Raw genomic sequence first — 17,198 nt, forward strand, 5'->3', positions numbered from 1 at the left:
ACCGAGATGCCTGACGAGCTGCGCCATGACGTGCGCATGCTCGGCAAGCTGCTCGGTGAGGTGATCGCCGAACAGGGTGGCGAAGACCTGCTGGCAGACGTCGAACGGTTGCGCAAAGCCGTCATCGCGGCGCGCAGAGGCGAGATATCCGCTGACGAGATCACCGACATGGTCGCCGGATGGGAGATCGAGCGGGCGGTGGCCGTCGCCCGCGCGTTCACCTGCTACTTCCACCTGGCGAACCTGGCCGAGGAGCACTACCGCATCCGTACGCTGCGCGAACGCGACGCCGAGGGGAGGGTGCAGCGGGAGTCGCTGGCGCAGGCCGTCCACGAGCTCGGCAACGAGCGCGTGCGCGAGCTGCTTCATGGCCTGGAGCTGCACCCGGTGCTGACCGCCCACCCCACCGAGGCGCGCAGGCGCGCGGTCGTCACCGCCATCCAGCGGGTCAGCGGCCAGCTCACCGAGTACAACACACCCGGACGCGGCGCTTCGGAGCGCGCCGAGAGCAGGCGCCGCCTGCTGGAGGAGATCGACCTGCTGTGGCGTACGGCCCAGCTCCGCTCCACCAAGCTCGACCCGCGCGACGAGGTCCGCACGGCCATGGCCGCCTTCGACGAGACGCTGTTCCGGATGGTGCCCCAGGTCTACCGCTCGCTCGACGCGGCGCTCGACGCGGGCACCGGCACCCGTCCGCCGCTGGCCAGGCCCTTCATCCGGTACGGAAGCTGGATCGGCGGCGACCGCGACGGCAATCCCAACGTCACCGCCAAGGTCACCCGCGACACCATCCAGATCCAGTCCGAGCACGTGCTGACCGCCCTGGAGACGGCCTGCACCCGCATCGCCCGTACGCTGACCGCCTCCGTCCAGTTCTCGCCCTGCTCGGCCGAGCTGAAGGGCGCGCTGGCCGCGGCCGTCGACGCGCATCCCGAGCTGGTCTCCGAGCTGGCCACCCGGTCGCCGCGCGAGCCGCACCGCCAGTGGCTGCTGTTCGTGGCCGCCCGCATCGCCGCCACCCGCCACCGTGACCTCGACCTCGCCTACCGCTCGCCCGCCGAGCTGCTGACCGACCTGCGGCTGGCGCAGGAGTCGCTGGCGCTCAGCACGCCGAGGCAGGCGTACGGGGAGTTGCAGCACCTGGTCTGGCAGGTCGAGACGTTCGGCTTCCACCTGGCCGAGCTGGAGGTGCGCCAGCACTCGCAGGTGCACGCGGCGGCCCTGGAGGAGATCAGGGCGGGCGGCGAGCTGTCGGAGCGCACCGAGGAGGTGCTGGCCACGATCCGGGTGATCGCCTGGATCCAGGAGCGGTTCGGCGTCACGGCCTGCTCCCGCTACGTGGTCTCCTTCACCCGCTCGGCCGACGACATCGCGGCCGTCTACGAGCTGGCCGGGCACGCCCTGGGCGACCGGGCGCCGGTGCTCGACGTGGTGCCGCTGTTCGAGTCCGGCCAGGACCTGGCGAACTCGCCGGGCGTGCTGAGCGGCATGCTGGAGATCCCGCAGATCCAGGACCGCCTGGCCACGACCGGCCGCCGTATGGAGATCATGCTCGGCTACTCCGACTCGGCCAAGGAGCTGGGCCCGGCGGCCGCCACCCTGCGCCTGTACGAGGCGCAGGAGGAGCTGACCGTGTGGGCGCACGAGCACGACGTGCAGCTGCGCATGTTCCACGGCCGCGGCGGCGCGCTCGGCCGCGGCGGCGGCCCGGCCAACCGGGCGGTGCTGGCGCAGGCGCCGGGCTCGGTCGCGGGCCGCTTCAAGGTCACCGAGCAGGGCGAGGTCATCTTCGCTCGTTACGGGCACATCGCCATCGCCCGCCGCCATCTTGAGCAGGTCACCAACGCCGTGCTGCTGGCCTCCTCGCCCACGGTCGGCGCGCGTACGGCGGCCGCCGCCGAGCGGTTCCGCGGCCTGGCCGAGCAGGTCGCGACGGCTTCGGAGGAGGCCTACCGGGCACTCACCGAGGCTCCCGGGTTCCCCGAGTGGTTCGCGCTGGTCAGCCCGCTGGAGGAGATCGGCTCGCTGCGGCTCGGATCCCGCCCGGCCCGCCGCGGCCTGGGCGCGCCGCGTTCGCTGGACGACCTGCGGGCCATCCCATGGGTGTTCGCCTGGGCGCAGACCCGCGTCAACCTGCCCGGCTGGTACGGCCTCGGCACCGGCCTGGCCGCCGTCGGCTCCCTCGACGAGCTGCGCGCGGCCTACGCCGAGTGGCCGCTGTTCAACGCGATGCTGGACAACGCCGAGATGTCGCTGGCCAAGACCGACCGCTCGATCGCCAAGCGCTACCTCGCGCTCGGCGGCCGGGACGACTTCGCCCGCCAGGTGCTGGAGGAGTACGACCGCACCCGCGAGCTGGTGCTGCGGGTGACCGGGCACACGCGGCTGCTGGAGAACCGCAAGGTGCTCTCGCGGGCCGTGCAGCTGCGTGACCCGTACGTGGACGCGCTGTCGCACCTTCAGCTCCGGGCGTTGCGCGCGATGCGTACCGAGGATCTGTCGGAGCAGGAGCGCGAGCGGCTGTCCACGCTGCTGCTGCTGTCGGTCAACGGCGTGGCCGCCGGCCTGCAGAACACGGGCTGAGCACGCGCGGACGGCCCGGCGGGGGGCCGGGCCGTCCGAAGCGCGGGAGTTCAGCGCAGGCTGTCGAAGAAGGCCGTGATGTCGGAGGTGAGCGCCTCCGTGGCGGTGTGGGCCGTGTAGTGGCCATGGGCGGGGGCGGGCAGCGTCTTCCACGAGACGATCGCGCTGTGGTCGCGCTCGGCGAAGCGGCGGATCGACTTGAAATCGCCCTCGGCCATGGCCAGCGCGGTCGGGGTGGTCGTCGGCTCCTGCGGCTGCTCCATGCGGGCGTTCTCCCAGTAGAGCCGCAGGGCCGAGCCGGCGGTGCCGGTGAACCAGTGGATCGAGGCGTTGGTCAGCACGAAGTCGTCGTCCAGGTCCTCGTCGAAGAGCTGGGCCAGCCAGCCCACGAGCCCGGCGGGGGAGTCGGCGACGGCGTGCGCGAGCGTCTGCGGCTGCTGCGACTGCAGGACGTTGAACGCGCCCTTCTCCTTCCAGAACCAGTCGAGCACGGCCAGCCCGGCCTGGTCCTCCTCGCTCAGGTCCGCGAACTCGGCCGGGTCGCCGGAGGGGAAGGAGAAGACCTGGGTGACGTGCACGCCCACGACGTGCTCGGCGTCGATCCTGCCCAGCTCGGGGGAGATCATCGAGCCGCCGTCGTTGCCGACGGCGCCGTAGCGCTCGTAGCCGAGACGGGCCATCAGCTCGGCCCAGGCCCCGGCGATGCGCCGGTTGTTCCAGCCGAGCTCCTTGGTCGGGCCGGAGAAGCCGAAGCCGGGCAGCGACGGGACGACCACGTGGAAGTGGCGCGACAGCGGCTCGATCGCTTCGAGGTATTCGGCGACGGTGCCCGGCCAGCCGTGGGTGAGGATCAGGGGCAGGGCGTCGGGGTTGTCGGAGCGTACGTGGATGAAGTGGATGTTCTGCCCGTCGATCTCCGTCGTGAACTGCGGGTACGCGTTGAGCCTGGCCTCCTGGGCCCGCCAGTCGAAGCCGGACTGCCAGTGGGCCACCAGGCGCTTGACCCGCTCGACGCCCACGCCCTGGTCGGCGCCGGGGATCTCGTCGGTGAAGCGGGTCCGCGCGAGCCGGGACAGCAGGTCGTCGAGGTCGGCCTGGGAGATCTCGATGCGGAACGGGCGGATGCTCATGAGGGGTCCTCTCGACCGAAGAAGCGGAACGGCTTATTCTGTTCCAACTGTAGCAGAACGGAACGTTTCATTCCACAGGACTTCACAAGGCGGATCCAAGTGACCTCCAAGGCTCACCGACGATCATGGGCCCCTTGACAAGTGCAGAAAGGGACCCCAATGAAGACAGTCTTGCTGCTGGGCGCCGTGCTGCTCGGCAGCCTGCTGGCCGCTCCTCCAGCCCAGGCCGCCGCCGCACCGGCGACCTCGGTGACCCAGGTCAAGGCGGCCCTCGCCGACCGGACGGGCGAGTGCCCCACGACGGTGGCCTTCGCCGCCACGGTGGCCGCCAAGGGCAAGGGCACCGTGCGCTACCGCTGGGTGCGCGGTGACGGCAGCAAGAGCGCCATCAGGAGCTTCCGCGTCAACGGCGCGCGCAAGGTCGTCGTGAGGGACCGCCAGACGTTCGACCGCGACACGACCGGCTGGCAGGCCGTGGAGGTGCTCGGCCGGCGCGGCCTGTCGGCCAAGGCGCGCTTCCGCGTCTCCTGCACCGGATCCCCGCAGCGGTACGACGTGGTCAACCCGCTGCCCGCCCAGCCGGACCGGCCGCTGGTGGCGGCCGCGAGCGTGCAGGCGAGCCCGTCCCGCCACGACGGCGCCTGCCCGGCCACCGTGACGTTCACCGCGACCATCCAGGTCTCGCGCACCCCCGCCAAGGTCGGCTACCAGTGGATCGACAGCGCCACCGGTGAGAGCGGCCCCGAGGTGATGTACTTCGCGGCCGGCGGCCCGCGCAGCAGGCAGGTCACGCTGCCGCTGTCCGTGGGCGGGTCCACCGAGGGCTGGAAGTCCGTACGGATCCTGAACGCGGGCGGCCACGACTCGGGACGGGCCACGTACAAGGTGACCTGCAAGACCACCCCGGGGCCCACCCCGACCTCGACGCCCACGGGCACCCCGACCAGCACCCCGACCGGCACCCCGACGTCGACCCCCACGACCACGCCGACCACCGAGCCCCCGGCCAAGCCCGAGGTGGCGATCACCGACCTGACCCCGGACGGCTACGAGGGCTACTGCGACGAGCCGATCGCCTACACCGCCGCCGGGCGCGTCACGCTCCCGGCGGGCGGGGCGACCAAGCTGTCCTACTGGTGGCTGCTCGACGGCGTCGAGTGGCAGCACCAGGTGCTCGACTTCCCGGCCAGTGGCCAGCCGAGGTCGCAGAACGTCTCCGCCGCCTGGTCGCTCGACTCGTCCAAGACCGGCACGCACAAGCTCGGCCTCGTCACCGACCGCGGCCCGGCGCAGCCGGTGGAGCACTCGTTCACCTTCACCTGCGCGAACGAGCCGCAGACGGCGAAACTGACCTTCCACGACATCCAGACGCCCCTCTACACGGGCGACTGCCCCGCCGGCTCCATCGGGCTCACCGTGGGCGGCCACATCTCGACGGACAAGGACGTCGACATCCGCTTCCGCGTCGTCGTGGACGGCAAGCCGGGCGTCGTCAGGACCGTGCACATCTACCCCGGTTACGCCAACGGCCTGAACGACTTCTGGTACAGCTCGTTCAAGTCCAGCACCACCGGCAAGGTCCGCATCGAGGTGCTGAACCAGAACAAGCCGACCCTGGAAGCGCCGTACACCGTGACCTGCAAGCCGGTCGACCCGAACCCGGGCACCGTACGCATCAGCGAGTTCCGCCCGGTCGCCTACTACGGCGACTGCGTGCAGGCCCCGTACGTGACCGCGTTCGCAAGCTTCAAGGCCGCGCCGGGCACCGAGATCTCCTACCGATGGGTGGTCGACGGGAAGCCCGGGGAGACGTACACGCACCAGGCCAACAGCGGTGGAAACCTCCAGGTGCAGTCCTCCAACTGGCACCGCGACTCCAAGACCGACGGAGTCGTGAAGCTGGAGGTGCTGAACCACAACAAGCCGTCCGCCGAGGGCGTCTACCCCGTGACCTGCCGATAGGCAGACCGGCCGGGGCGCGACCCCGGCCGGGCCCCGGGGTTCCTCGTGGCCGAGGGCGGTGACGGCTAGGCCGTGACGATCCGCTCCTGACCGGCGTAGACGTTGCAGCGCTCGCCACGCAGGAACCCCACCAGCGTCATCCCGAACTCCCTGGCCAGATCGACGGCCAGGGACGAGGGCGCCGACACCGCGCACACCGCCGGGATGCCGGCCGCCAGCGCCTTCTGCATGATCTCGTAGCTGGCCCGGCCGCTGACCATGAGCACGTGCCCGGCCAGCGGCAGCCGGTCGGCCAGCGCTGCCCAGCCGACCAGCTTGTCCACCGCGTTGTGCCGGCCGACGTCCTCGCGCAACGCCAGCAGCGTGCCGGTCGCCGTGAACAGGCCCGCCGCGTGCAGCCCGCCGGTCTTGCCGAACACGCCCTGGGCCTCGCGCAGCGCGCCCGGCAGGCCGTAGAGGACCTCGGGGGTGAGTTCGAGCGAGCCACGGGGGATCGGCTTGCACCGGCCGTGCAGCGCGTCGAGACCGGCCGAGCCGCAGACGCCGCACGCGCTGGAGGTGAGGAAGTGCCGGTCGAGCGCGGGCAGGTCGGGCACCGGGCCGTGCAGGCGGACGGTGACGGTGTTGTAGCGGGCCTCGGGCGGCAGGTCCTCGTCCGTGCAGTACGCGATGGCCGCGATCTCGCCCGGCCCGGCCAGCCCCTCGCCGCTCAGGAACCCGGCGGCCAGCTCGAAGTCGTGCCCCGGCGTGCGCATGGTGATGGCGATCGTCTTGCGCGTGCCGTCGTCGCCGGTGAGGCGGATCTCCAGCGGCTCCTCCGTGGCCAGGTCGTCGCGCCGGTCGCGGGCGCCGGAGCCGGCCAGCTCGGTGATGCGGACGCGGGTGGTCGGCCCGGGACGCGCCGTCACAGCGGCCGCACGGTGACGAGGGCGTTGTAGTCGGGGATGCGCGCCTGTGGCGAGCGGCGGGCCTCGTCGAGCAGGACGTTCCCCTCCGGCCAGTGGATCTGCAGGTTGCCCGGCATCACCGGGGCACGCAGCACCTTGCCCTGGTAGGAGCGCTCGCCGGCGCGCAGCTCGACCGGGGCGCCGTCGGCCAGCCCGAGCCGGTCGGCGTCGTACGCGCTCATCAGCACGGCCTCGCGGGCCGCGCCGTTGAAGCCGTCGAGCCGTTCGTGGACCATGCTGTTGAACTGCTTGCCACGTCTGGTCGCGACCTTGAACGTGCCGTCGGGGCGCTCCAGGGCGGGCGGCTCGACCACGGAGAAGACGGCCAGCCCGTCGGGCGTCTGGAAGCGGCCGTCGGCGAAGAGGTGGCGGCCGCCGTACTGGACGTTGTCCCCGAACTTCCGCAACCCGGAGATGCCCTGGTAGAACGGCACGACCTGCTCGATCTCCGCACGGATCTGCGGAGTGCCGGTGAACCGTACATGGTCGGCTATCTCCGGACGGGTGCGCGCGGCCAGCTCGGAGAAGATCTTCCACTCCGGCCACGCCTCGCCGACGCGCGGCCCCTCGACCTCGGGCGAGAAGATGATCCGCCGCTCGGTGGAGGTCTCGGTCACGCCGCCGACCATCTCGTAGCGCGTCTGGGCGGGCAGCAGCAGCACGTCGCCCTCGCCCGGCACGAGCATCTGCGAGGACAGCACGATGTCGATGTGCACCCGCAGCCCCAGCCTGGACAGCGCCTCGCGGCAGTAGGCCGGGTCGGGCAGGACCTCCAGGAAGTTGCCGCCGGAGGAGACGAGCGCGTCGAGCTCGCCCCGGTGGGCCGCGTCGATCATGTCGGTCGCGGTCAGGCCGGGCGTGTCGGGCACCTGGAAGCCCCACAGGTCGGTGAACTTGGCGGCGTTGGCGGACGTGATCGGCAGGCCGCCGGGGTAGCCGGTCGCGTACGCCCCCATCTCGGCCCCGCCCTGCACCCCGCTGTGCCCCCGGATCGGCATCAGCCCGCACTTGTCGCGCCCGACGAAACCCCGGGCCAGCGCCAGGTTGACGATCGCCCGGACGTTGTCCTCGCCGTAGGCGTGCTGCGTGATGCCCATCGACCAGACCAGGACGGCCGAGCGCGCCTTGCCGAGCAGCTCGGCCAGCCGGAACATCTGCTCCTTGGTGGCCCCCGAGAGCGCTTCGAGCTCGGCCCACGACTGGGACTCGACGGCCTTGCGCGCCTCCTCGAACCCGGACGTCCGCCCGGTCACGAACGCCTTGTCCACCCAGTCGTTCTCGATCAGGTGCTTGAGCACGCCGTTGAGGAAGCCGATGTCGCCGCCGACGTTCACGCCGAAGAACTCGTCGGTGATCTTCGTGCCGAACAGCGCGGACTCGGCGTTGGAGGGCACCCAGTACTTGTCCATGCCCGGCTCGCGGTAGGCGTTGACCATGGCGATGCGGGTGCCGGCCTTCTTGGCGTGGTAGAGGTACTTCATCGCGACCGGCTGGTTGTTCGACGGGTTCGAGCCGATGAAGACGATCAGGTCGGAGCCGATCCAGTCGGTGTAGGAGCAGGTCGTGGCAGCCGCGCCGATGGTCTGCTTGAGCGCGACCGTCGAGGGCGAGTGGCAGATGCGGGCGGCGTTGTCGACGTTGTTCGTGCCGAGCGCCCGCACCGCCTTCTGCGCCGCGTAGTAGTTCTCGTTGGGCACCCCGCGGCTGGTCAGGTACGTGCCGAACCGCGCGCCGCGCAGCCCGTCGGCCGCCACCCGCAGCGCCTCGTCCCAGCCGATCCGGGTGAAACCGGGCTCACCGGCCCGCCGCAGCATCGGGTACGGCAGCCGCCCCAGCTCCCGCAGCTCCACGCTCTTGCGCCCGGCCAGCCCCGAGACGTCGCGCAGCAGCGACACGTCGAGCGCGGGCATGGTGTTGAGCGGCAGCAGGCGCAACCTGATGTTGCACAGGTGGATCTCGTCCATCGTCCAGTCGCGCATGCCGTGCGTGCCGAGCGCGCAGCCGTCGCAGGTGCCCTGGTTGAGAATGCGCCAGGCGTAACGCCTGTTCCCCTTGACCGACCTGAACGCCTTCCACAGCTCCAGGTAGTTGTTCGGCTTGCGCAACCCGAGGCCGAAGGGCCGCCACGATGCCCAGTTGCGAGGGTCAGGACGTCTGCTCATCCCCCCATCTTTACCCCTCAGGCGCACTTCGAGACAGCCGGTGCGGTGCCACGACCTCGGCACGGGGTCGGCCAAGATAGGGGGATGGCCACCTCGCGCTACTCCGACCTCGACCGCCCGCCGCTCTCGGAGGCCGCGCTCAACCGCGCCCTCGTGCGCCCGGGAACCCTGTGGACCGGCGTCACCGTCGTCGAGACCACCGGCTCGACCAACGCCGACCTCGCCATGGCCGCCCAGGCCGGGGCCGAGCAGGGCCGGGTGCTGGTGGCCGAGTCGCAGGTCGCCGGCCGGGGCCGGCTCGACCGCGCCTGGTCGGCGCCGCCGCGCTCGGGGCTGACGTTCTCCGTCCTGCTCAGGCCCACGGCGCCGGTCGCCGCCCAGGGGTGGCTGCCGCTGCTGTACGGCGTGGCCGCCGCCTCGGCCGTACGCCGGCTGGCCGAGGTCGACGTGCGCCTCAAGTGGCCCAACGACCTGCTGGTGGGCGAGCGCAAGCTGGCCGGGGTGCTGGCCGAGCGGGTCGACGACGCCGTCGTCATCGGCATGGGGCTCAACGTCTCCCTCCGCGCCGAGGAGGCGCCGGTCGAGACGGCCACGTCCCTGGCCATCGAGGAGGCGGCCTGCGTCGACCGCGACCCGCTGCTGCGGGCCGTGCTGCGCGAGGTCGAGAGCCACTACCGCGAGTGGGAGGCGGCGGGCGGCGACGCCGAGGCCGCCGGGCTGCGCGCCGCCTACCTGGCCGTCAGCGCCACGGTCGGCCGTGAGGTGCGCGTGGAGCTGCCGGGCGACCAGGTGCTGACCGGGCAGGCGACCGGCATCGACGGGTCCGGCCATCTGCAGGTGACGTCCGGCGGCGAGCGCTACACGCTGGGCGCGGGCGACGTCGTGCACGTGCGGGCCGCCCGATAGGCCAGCGGCGTAGCCGCTCGGCCGGGTTGGTGGCAGCATGTGCGGCATGACCCTTCCCGACCACCATCTGACGCAGGGTGAGCGGCGCGTCCGATCCTTCCATCCCCACTGGAAGCGCCTCGTCGGCCCGTTCTTCGCGCTGATCCTCATCGCCGCGGCAGCGGGTGCGGCCCTGTACTTCTTCCCCACCACGTGGGGGGAGAGCGTCACCTCCTACGGCAGGATCGCCGTCGTCGCCATCGCCCTGATCCTGCTGACGATCTTCTCGTTCGTGCCCTACCTGCAGTGGAAGAACACCGGTTACAACCTGACGACCCACCGCTTCACGATCAGCATGGGCGTGCTCAACAAGTCGACCGACGAGATCCCCATGGCCAAGGTCAACACCGTCAGCTCCGACCAGACGTTCCTGGAGCGCATGCTCGGCTGCGGCACGCTGACCGTCGAGTCCGCGGGCGAGAGGGGCCAGATCGTGCTGCGCGACATCCCGCACATCCAGGACGTCCGCATGGACCTGTTCAAGCTGGTGGAGGACGCGTCCGACGGAGAGATCGACGGCCGCTGAGTTGGCGTAGCCTGCTGATCGTGAACGCCACCCAACCGCCCGGCAGGCCGACCGCCGAACAGATCGAGCGCACGCTCGTCGGCATGCCGGCCCGCCACACGCGCGCGCAGGTCGCGGCCGGGGCCGGGGTGTCGCAGGAGCTCGCCCAGCGCATCTGGCGGGCGCTCGGCTTCGCCCAGTTCCCCGACGACGCCGTGGCGTTCAGCGACGCCGACGTGGCCGCGCTGCGCCGGGTGCGCAGCCTGCTCGACGGCGGCCTGCTCGACGAGCAGGCCGTCATCCGCATGGCCCGCGCGCTCGGCCAGACCACCGCCAGGCTGGCGCAGTGGCAGGCCGAGATCGTGATCGGCACGATGCTCCCGGACACGCCCGCCGACGCCGACCTGAGCGGCGTCCTCGACACCGCCAAGGCCCTGCTGCCCGACTTCGAGCACCTGCTGGTGCACGTCTGGCGCGCCCAGCTCGCCGCCGCGGGCACCCGGCTGCTGGCCGTCGCCGACGACCAGGCCGAGCGGGCGCAGGGCCGCGTGTCGATCGCCGTCGGCTTCGCCGACCTGGTCTCCTTCACCCGGCGGTCGCGCGAGCTGGACGAACGGGCGCTGGCCTCGCTGGTCGAGGGCTTCGAGTCGCGCGCCGCCGACGTGGTGGCCGCGCACGGCGCGCGGCTGGTCAAGACGCTCGGCGACGAGGTGCTGTTCGCCGCGCCCGCCCCGGCCCAGGCCGCGGCGATCGCGCTCGACCTCGCCGACAGCCTGGAGCTGCGCATCGGCATGGCGTACGGGCCCGTCGTGCCCATGATGGGCGACGTGTTCGGCACCACCGTCAACCTGGCCGCCCGGCTCACGGCCATCGCCAGGCCGGGCACGATCCTGGTCGACTCCGAGCTGGCCGACGGCCTGGCCGGAGCGCCGGACGGGATCGAGGTCCACAAGATCAGAAGGCGTCCGGCAAGAGGTCTCGGCGTGGTCCAGCCCTATGTCTTGCGGAGATCATCCTCCTGACACAAGATGGCTGCCATGCCGTACGAAGTGCAGGGCGTGATCGCCCGCGGTAAGGGCCAGGAAGTTTCGCTGGAGACGGTGGTCGTCCCCGACCCCGGGCCGGGCGAGGCGGTGGTGAACGTGCAGGCCTGCGGGGTCTGCCACACCGACCTGCACTATCGCGAAGGCGGGATCAACGACGACTTCCCGTTCCTGCTGGGCCACGAGGCGGCGGGCACGGTCGAGGCCGTCGGCGAGGGCGTGACCGGGCTGGAGCCCGGCGACTTCGTGATCCTCAACTGGCGCGCGGTGTGCGGCCAGTGCCGCGCCTGCCTGCGCGGCCGGCCCTGGTACTGCTTCGCCACCCACAACGCCACCCAGAAGATGACCCTCAAGGACGGCACCGAGCTGTCGCCCGCGCTCGGCATCGGCGCGTTCCTGGAGAAGACCCTGGTGGCGGCCGGGCAGTGCACGAAGGTGTCGGCCGAGGCGCCGGCCCAGGTCGCGGGCCTGCTGGGCTGCGGCGTGATGGCCGGCATCGGCGCGGCGATCAACACCGGCGGCGTGACACGCGGCGACACCGTGGCCGTGATCGGCTGCGGCGGGGTCGGCGACGCGGCGGTCCTGGGGGCGTCGCTGGCCGGGGCGTCCCGGATCATCGCCGTCGACGTCGACGACCGCAAGCTGGAGTGGGCCCGCGGGTTCGGCGCGACGCACACGGTCAACTCGCGGGAGAACGACCCGGTCGAGGCGATCCGCGACCTGACCGGCGGGTTCGGCGCGGACGTGGTGATCGAGGCGGTCGGCCGGCCCGAGACGTACGAGCAGGCGTTCTACGCCCGCGACCTGGCCGGCACGGTGGTCCTGGTCGGCGTGCCGACGCCGGAGATGCGGCTGGAACTGCCGCTGCTCGACGTGTTCGGCCGCGGCGGCGCGCTGAAGTCGTCCTGGTACGGCGACTGCCTGCCCTCGCGGGACTTCCCGATGCTGATCGACCTGTTCCTGCAGAACCGGCTGCCGCTCGACCGGTTCGTCACCGAGACGATCGGGCTCGACCAGGTCGAGGAGGCGTTCGCCAAGATGCACCGCGGCGAGGTGCTGCGCTCGGTGGTGATCCTCTAGATGATCGACCGCGTCATCACCTCCGGCACGTTCTCGCTCGACGGCGGCACCTGGGAGGTCGACAACAACATCTGGCTGGTCGGCGACGCGCGCGAGGTCGTGATCATCGACGCCGCGCACGACGCCGAGGCCATCGCCGCGCGGGCGGGCGGGCGCCGGGTCAAGGCCATCGTGTGCACCCACGCCCACAACGACCACGTCAACGCCGCCGCCCGGCTGGCCGAGCTGACCGGGGCGCCGATCCGGCTGCACCCCGCCGACCAGGTGCTCTGGGAGCAGGTGTACGGGCCGGAGGTGACGTACACGCCGTTGGCCGACGGCGAGAAGATCTCGGTGGGCGGGGTGGCGCTGGAGGTGCTGCACACGCCGGGCCACTCGCCGGGCGCGGTCTGCCTGCACGCCTCCGACGCGGGCGTGCTGTTCAGCGGTGACACGCTGTTCAAGGGCGGCCCGGGGGCGACCGGGCGGTCGTACTCGTCGTTCGACACGATCATCGAGTCGATCGCCGGGCGGCTGCTGTCCCTGCCGCCCGAGACGGTCGTGCACACCGGTCACGGCGACTCCACGTCCATCGGGGCCGAGGCCCCGCACCTGGAGGAGTGGCGGGCGAGAGGCCACTGACCTGGGGGTGAGCCCACTGTGACGCCTCTAACATAGGCAAGCCTTACCGAAGTGAGCTATCTTAGGTGTGCCTAACCTAAAGGCATCCCCTTCTGCTCGCTTTGAGAGGCTTGTCGCCGGATGTACGTGTGCATATGTCGTGCTGTGACCGAGAACGAGGTCCACGACTGCATCGCCTCCGGGGCGAAGAGTGCGAAGCAGATTCGCGACACCACTGGTGCTGGTGGGGACTGTGCCCGTTGTGTACGGAAGATCTGTGCGATCCTGAAGCAGTCTGAAGAACTGACGACCGCATAGCCGTACCGCGACGAGGGGCCCGTTCATGCAGGGCGACAAGCAGATCATCGAACTCCTCAACGAACAGCTGACCGCCGAGCTCACGGCGATCAACCAGTACTTCCTGCACGCGAAGATGCAGGAGAACTGGGGATACACCAGGCTGGCCAAGCACACGCGCGACGAGTCCTTCGAGGAGATGCGCCACGCCGAACGGCTGACCGACCGCATCCTGTTCCTCGAGGGGCTGCCCAACTACCAGCGCCTCGGCACGCTGCACATCGGCCAGACCGTCGAGGAGCAGCTCAAGGCCGACCTTGAGGTGGAGTTGGCGGTGGTCGAGCGGCTCCGGCCGGCGATCCAGCTGATGAGGGAGAAGGGCGACATCACCTCCGCCCGCATCTTCGAGGACATCCTTGAGGACGAAGAGGAGCACATCGACTACCTGGAGACCGAGCTGGGCCTGATGCGCAGCCTGGGCGAGCAGCTCTACCTCGCCCGCTACGCCGAACCCCCCTCGGTCGACGACTAGCGCCACGCTCTCTCCGGCCCCGCCGCCCCTACGGGCAGCGGGGCCGTCGTCTTTTCCGCCGCCCACCGGCCGGCCGCGGCGGCCTGACGGATACTGGGGAAGGCGAGCCCCGGACACCTGTGAGGGAGTGGTCTCCATGCTCTATCTCTTCGGCTTCGAGCGCATCGGCGTGGCCGTCAGCGACCTGTACTTCGTCGACCCCGACCCCGGGGAGCACCAGGAGGGCGCCGAGCACGGTGTGCGCCTGGAGATCCGCAGGCTCGCGCCGGGCGAGCTCAAGGGGTCGATCTACTCGGCCCGTCCCATCGTCGTCGACCAGCTCGTCTGGCGGGTCGACCTGCTGGAGTCCGTCGACGGCACGCCGGGCAGCTTCGACCGTACGCACCACCACCCCGGCTCCAGCGGCTGGGAGCCCGACCGGCGGGTGTTCGACGAGGAGCTGTCGGCCGAGCCGCTGAAGTGGCTGGGGGAGCGGCTGGCCGACCTCGACGGCGTGCTGCGCCAGTCGGGCGTCGATCCCGCCGAGGTCGGCCCGGACGACGCGGCGAGCCTGCGCGAGACCGCCCCCGAGATCGTCGACACGGTCCGCCGCCTGCTCGACCGGGTACACGCCGGCGAGCTGGGCACCGCGCCGGCCGGTGGCCCGGCCACGTCCGTCCGGGCGAGCTGGCTCTGAGCAGCCCCTGACCGGGGTGTCACGCCCCGGATGCCGGTCACGTGCGACCGGTGTCCGGGGTGCCGGGGTTCGTCCGGCGGTAGCCCGGTACGCGTGGCGCGCGGCGCGCCGGACGGCGGGTCTTGCCCGCAGAAACGGGCTTACGTGATGTGATCGGAAAGCCTGGAGCGCTTTGTGATTTCCCCTCGACAATCGCGGTAATTTAATCACGACTAACCCTTATTTAGCTTCGTTTGCCCAGGTCAATGGATAGGTCAACGACAAGTCAAACCGCGCGCTGTGCCCGGGAAACGATCGCCTAAGGACCTACGATCGCTCCATGACCTGCGTACTTCTCGCCGAGGATGACACCTCGATCTCCGAGCCACTCGCGCGTGCGCTACGCCGCGAGGGCTATCAGGTAGAGGTGAGCCCCGACGGCCCGCAGGCCCTGGAGAGGGCCCTGTCGGGCGGCATCGACCTCATCGTTCTCGACCTCGGGCTGCCAGAGATGGACGGCCTGGAGGTCGCCCGCCGGATCCGTGCCGAAGGGCACGGCACCCCGGTGCTCATACTCACGGCCCGCGTGGACGAGGTCGACACCGTCGTCGGCCTCGACGCCGGCGCCGACGACTACGTGACCAAGCCGTTCCGGCTGGCCGAGCTGCTGGCCCGGGTGCGCGCGCTGTTGCGGCGCGGCACGTCGGAGACCCCGGTCGTGCAGGGGGTGCGCATCGACGCCGACTCCCGCCGCGCCTGGATGGGGGAGAAGGAGCTGCACCTGACGACCAAGGAGTTCGACCTGCTGCGGGTCCTGGTCCGCGACGCGGGCAAGGTCGTCACCCGCGAGCAGATCATGCGCGAGGTGTGGGACACCAACTGGTGGGGTTCGACCAAGACCCTCGACATGCACATCTCCTGGCTGCGCCGCAAACTCGGCGACGATGCCGCCAAGCCCCGCTACATCACGACAGTCCGGGGAGTCGGCTTCCGGTTCGAACGCGAGTAGGCGCATGCGCCGTCGACTGCTCTCCTCCACACTGGTCGTCGCGGTCATCGCGGTCCTGTTGCTGGGGGTCCCCCTGGGCGTCGTGGTCAGCCGCCTGATCGTCGACGAGGCGGCTCAGGAGCTCGGGGCGGAAGCCAAACGTCTCGTGGGCGAGGTCGAGTACGCCCGCGTCCAGGAGACCCCGCTCGATCCGCAGCAACTGGAGCAGAAGTACCCGGGCAGGTACATCCAGATCTGGGAACGCGGAACCCCTCTGAGGGTGACCGTCGTCGGCACCGCGCCGGCGTCGGGCCACCTGATGACCGAGGACGCACAGACCAACACCGGCGTCTATGTCCGCATAAGTCGTGACAGAGACCAGGTCGAGCGGGACGTGCGGGCCAGGCTGCTGCTGATCGTGGCCCTGGCCGTCGCGGCACTCGCGGTGGCCGTGAGCCTGGCCGTCGTACAGTCACGCAGGCTGACGTTGCCCCTGCAGGACCTGGCGAAGATCGCCGAACGGCTGGGGTCGGGCGACGCGCGGCCGAGCAAGCACCGCTACGGCATCCCCGAGCTCGACCGCGTGGCCCAGGTGCTCGACCGCAGCGCCACCCGCATCTCCGACCTGCTCACCCGCGAACGTGAGTTCGCCACCGACGCCTCCCATCAGCTCCGCACGCCCCTGACCGGCCTGACCATGCGTCTGGAGGAGATCGTCGCAGCCTCGAACGAGCCGGAGGTCGTCCGCGAGGAGGGCGAGGCGGCCATCGTGCAGGCCGAGCGGCTGACCGCGGTGATCGACGAGCTGCTGGCGGCGGCCCGTCGCCAGCGCCACGCCCAGGCCGAGCCGGTCGCCATCGACGAGGTGCTCGTGCAGCAGGTCACCGAGTGGGAGCCGGTCTTCCGCGAGGCGGGCCGCACGCTGCACCTCGACGGCACCCGCGGCCTGAAGGCGATGGCCACCACCGGCGGCTTCGGCCAGGTCATCGCCTCGCTGCTGGAGAACTCCCTGCGCCACGGCGGCGGCACGGTCACCGTCACCACCACCAGCGGCGACAACTACATCGTGATCGAGGTCTCCGACGAGGGCCCCGGCATCGCCGACGAGATCGCACCCAAGATCTTCGAACGGAACGTCAGCGGCGGCGGAGGCACCGGCCTCGGGCTCACCCTCGCCCGGGCGCTGGCCGCGGCCGACGGCGGACGGCTGGAACTGGTACGGCGCCGCCCGGCGACGTTCGCCATCTTCCTGCGCCCGGCGGAGGAGGACAGCAGGAACCGCGTGGTCAGCGGTCCTGCCTGACCTCGGGCAGCTCGACCGGGATCGGCTCGGTGGCCTCCAGGAACACCCACTTCTTGTACGACCAGTAGCGGAACAGCGTGCCGAGCCCGACGCCGGCGAAGTTGGCGATGTTCAGGCTGAGGCCGTCGTGCAGCTGGAGGGTGTACTTGGTGAAGCCGATCACCAGCAGGCCGAACAGCAGGGCGACGCCGTTGAGCAGGAAGAACAGGAAGTATTCGCGGCCGAGGCCGCTCTGCTCGCGGTGGCGGAAGGTCCAGAAGCGGTTGCCCAGGTAGGCGAAGGTGGCCGAGAGCGTGGTGGCCACGACCTTGGAGGTGAGCGGACCCCACTCGAAGCCGAGCAGGAAGAGGTTGTAAACACCGGTGTCGAGCAGGAAGGCGACGGCCCCGATGCTCCCGAACTTGGCCAGCTCGTGGACCAGGGACTCGAACCGCTGGTAGAGGCGCTTGGCAATCTGCACGTCCGC

At 71.0% G+C, this 17,198-nt stretch carries 16 protein-coding genes; 12 read left to right on the forward strand and 4 right to left on the reverse strand.

Annotation, left to right across the window (positions count from 1 at the left end; all coding sequences use genetic code 11):
• Window positions 1-6: 6 nt before the first annotated feature.
• Window positions 7-2,583 (forward strand): phosphoenolpyruvate carboxylase, encoded by a 2,577-nt coding sequence (locus ABZ815_RS27060; protein ID WP_357702725.1) that lies wholly within the window; start codon window positions 7-9, stop codon window positions 2,581-2,583.
• 50 nt (window positions 2,584-2,633) lie between these two features.
• Here ABZ815_RS27060 and ABZ815_RS27065 read toward each other — a convergent pair whose 3' ends face one another.
• The gene (locus ABZ815_RS27065) at window positions 2,634-3,713 is read right to left on the reverse strand and encodes an epoxide hydrolase family protein (RefSeq protein ID WP_357702584.1); all 1,080 of its coding nucleotides are present in this window, start codon (window positions 3,711-3,713) and stop codon (window positions 2,634-2,636) included.
• 159 nt (window positions 3,714-3,872) lie between these two features.
• On the opposite strand from ABZ815_RS27065, the gene ABZ815_RS27070 reads away from it, so the two are divergent.
• The gene (locus ABZ815_RS27070) at window positions 3,873-5,675 is read left to right on the forward strand and encodes a hypothetical protein (RefSeq protein WP_357702586.1); all 1,803 of its coding nucleotides are present in this window, start codon (window positions 3,873-3,875) and stop codon (window positions 5,673-5,675) included.
• A 65-nt stretch (window positions 5,676-5,740) separates the two neighbouring features.
• Here the strand turns inward: ABZ815_RS27070 and fdhD are convergent, their stop codons facing one another.
• Both fdhD and ABZ815_RS27080 read right to left on the reverse strand, forming a co-directional pair.
• Complete coding sequence (fdhD, locus tag ABZ815_RS27075) at window positions 5,741-6,583, reverse strand: formate dehydrogenase accessory sulfurtransferase FdhD (protein ID WP_357702588.1); 843 nt, start codon at window positions 6,581-6,583, stop codon at window positions 5,741-5,743.
• Window positions 6,580-8,784 (reverse strand): FdhF/YdeP family oxidoreductase, encoded by a 2,205-nt coding sequence (locus ABZ815_RS27080; RefSeq protein ID WP_357702590.1) that lies wholly within the window; start codon window positions 8,782-8,784, stop codon window positions 6,580-6,582. Before ABZ815_RS27080 ends, fdhD begins: the two co-directional genes overlap by 4 nt.
• Before the next feature lie 84 nt (window positions 8,785-8,868).
• Between ABZ815_RS27080 and ABZ815_RS27085 the strand changes: the two genes are divergently transcribed.
• From ABZ815_RS27085 to ABZ815_RS27130, 10 genes are all read left to right on the forward strand, one after another.
• Window positions 8,869-9,690 (forward strand): biotin--[acetyl-CoA-carboxylase] ligase, encoded by an 822-nt coding sequence (locus ABZ815_RS27085; protein ID WP_357702592.1) that lies wholly within the window; start codon window positions 8,869-8,871, stop codon window positions 9,688-9,690.
• A gap of 46 nt (window positions 9,691-9,736) precedes the next feature.
• The gene (locus ABZ815_RS27090; RefSeq protein WP_357702594.1) at window positions 9,737-10,255 is read left to right on the forward strand and encodes a PH domain-containing protein; all 519 of its coding nucleotides are present in this window, start codon (window positions 9,737-9,739) and stop codon (window positions 10,253-10,255) included.
• A gap of 83 nt (window positions 10,256-10,338) precedes the next feature.
• The gene (locus tag ABZ815_RS27095; protein WP_357702727.1) at window positions 10,339-11,256 is read left to right on the forward strand and encodes an adenylate/guanylate cyclase domain-containing protein; all 918 of its coding nucleotides are present in this window, start codon (window positions 10,339-10,341) and stop codon (window positions 11,254-11,256) included.
• A 15-nt stretch (window positions 11,257-11,271) separates the two neighbouring features.
• Window positions 11,272-12,357 (forward strand): S-(hydroxymethyl)mycothiol dehydrogenase, encoded by a 1,086-nt coding sequence (locus tag ABZ815_RS27100; RefSeq protein ID WP_357702596.1) that lies wholly within the window; start codon window positions 11,272-11,274, stop codon window positions 12,355-12,357.
• Window positions 12,358-12,978: an MBL fold metallo-hydrolase gene (locus ABZ815_RS27105; RefSeq protein ID WP_357702598.1), complete on the forward strand. Its 621-nt coding sequence runs from the start codon at window positions 12,358-12,360 to the stop codon at window positions 12,976-12,978.
• 120 nt (window positions 12,979-13,098) lie between these two features.
• Window positions 13,099-13,275 carry a (2Fe-2S)-binding protein gene (locus tag ABZ815_RS27110; protein ID WP_125632481.1) on the forward strand — a complete coding sequence of 59 codons (177 nt, stop codon included), beginning with the start codon at window positions 13,099-13,101 and terminating at the stop codon, window positions 13,273-13,275.
• A 25-nt stretch (window positions 13,276-13,300) separates the two neighbouring features.
• Window positions 13,301-13,786 (forward strand): bacterioferritin, encoded by a 486-nt coding sequence (gene bfr / locus ABZ815_RS27115; protein ID WP_357702600.1) that lies wholly within the window; start codon window positions 13,301-13,303, stop codon window positions 13,784-13,786.
• Between the two features lie 136 nt (window positions 13,787-13,922).
• Window positions 13,923-14,462, forward strand: coding sequence for a hypothetical protein (locus ABZ815_RS27120; RefSeq protein ID WP_357702602.1), 540 nt, complete (start codon window positions 13,923-13,925; stop codon window positions 14,460-14,462).
• Window positions 14,463-14,781: 319 nt separating this feature from the next.
• Entirely contained in the window at window positions 14,782-15,450 is a 669-nt protein-coding gene (locus tag ABZ815_RS27125) for a response regulator transcription factor (RefSeq protein WP_043620820.1), read from the forward strand.
• Between the two features lie 4 nt (window positions 15,451-15,454).
• Complete coding sequence (locus tag ABZ815_RS27130; protein WP_357702604.1) at window positions 15,455-16,732, forward strand: ATP-binding protein; 1,278 nt, start codon at window positions 15,455-15,457, stop codon at window positions 16,730-16,732.
• On the opposite strand, the gene ABZ815_RS27135 is transcribed toward ABZ815_RS27130, so the two are convergent.
• Window positions 16,716-17,192, reverse strand: a complete 477-nt coding sequence (locus tag ABZ815_RS27135; RefSeq protein WP_357702606.1) for a GtrA family protein — start codon at window positions 17,190-17,192, stop codon at window positions 16,716-16,718. The genes ABZ815_RS27130 and ABZ815_RS27135 overlap by 17 nt on opposite strands.
• Window positions 17,193-17,198 lie beyond the last annotated feature (6 nt).

Origin of the sequence: Nonomuraea sp. NPDC047529 (assembly GCF_040642995.1) — a bacterium.
In the GTDB taxonomy this organism is placed as follows: Bacteria; Actinomycetota; Actinomycetes; order Streptosporangiales; family Streptosporangiaceae; genus Nonomuraea.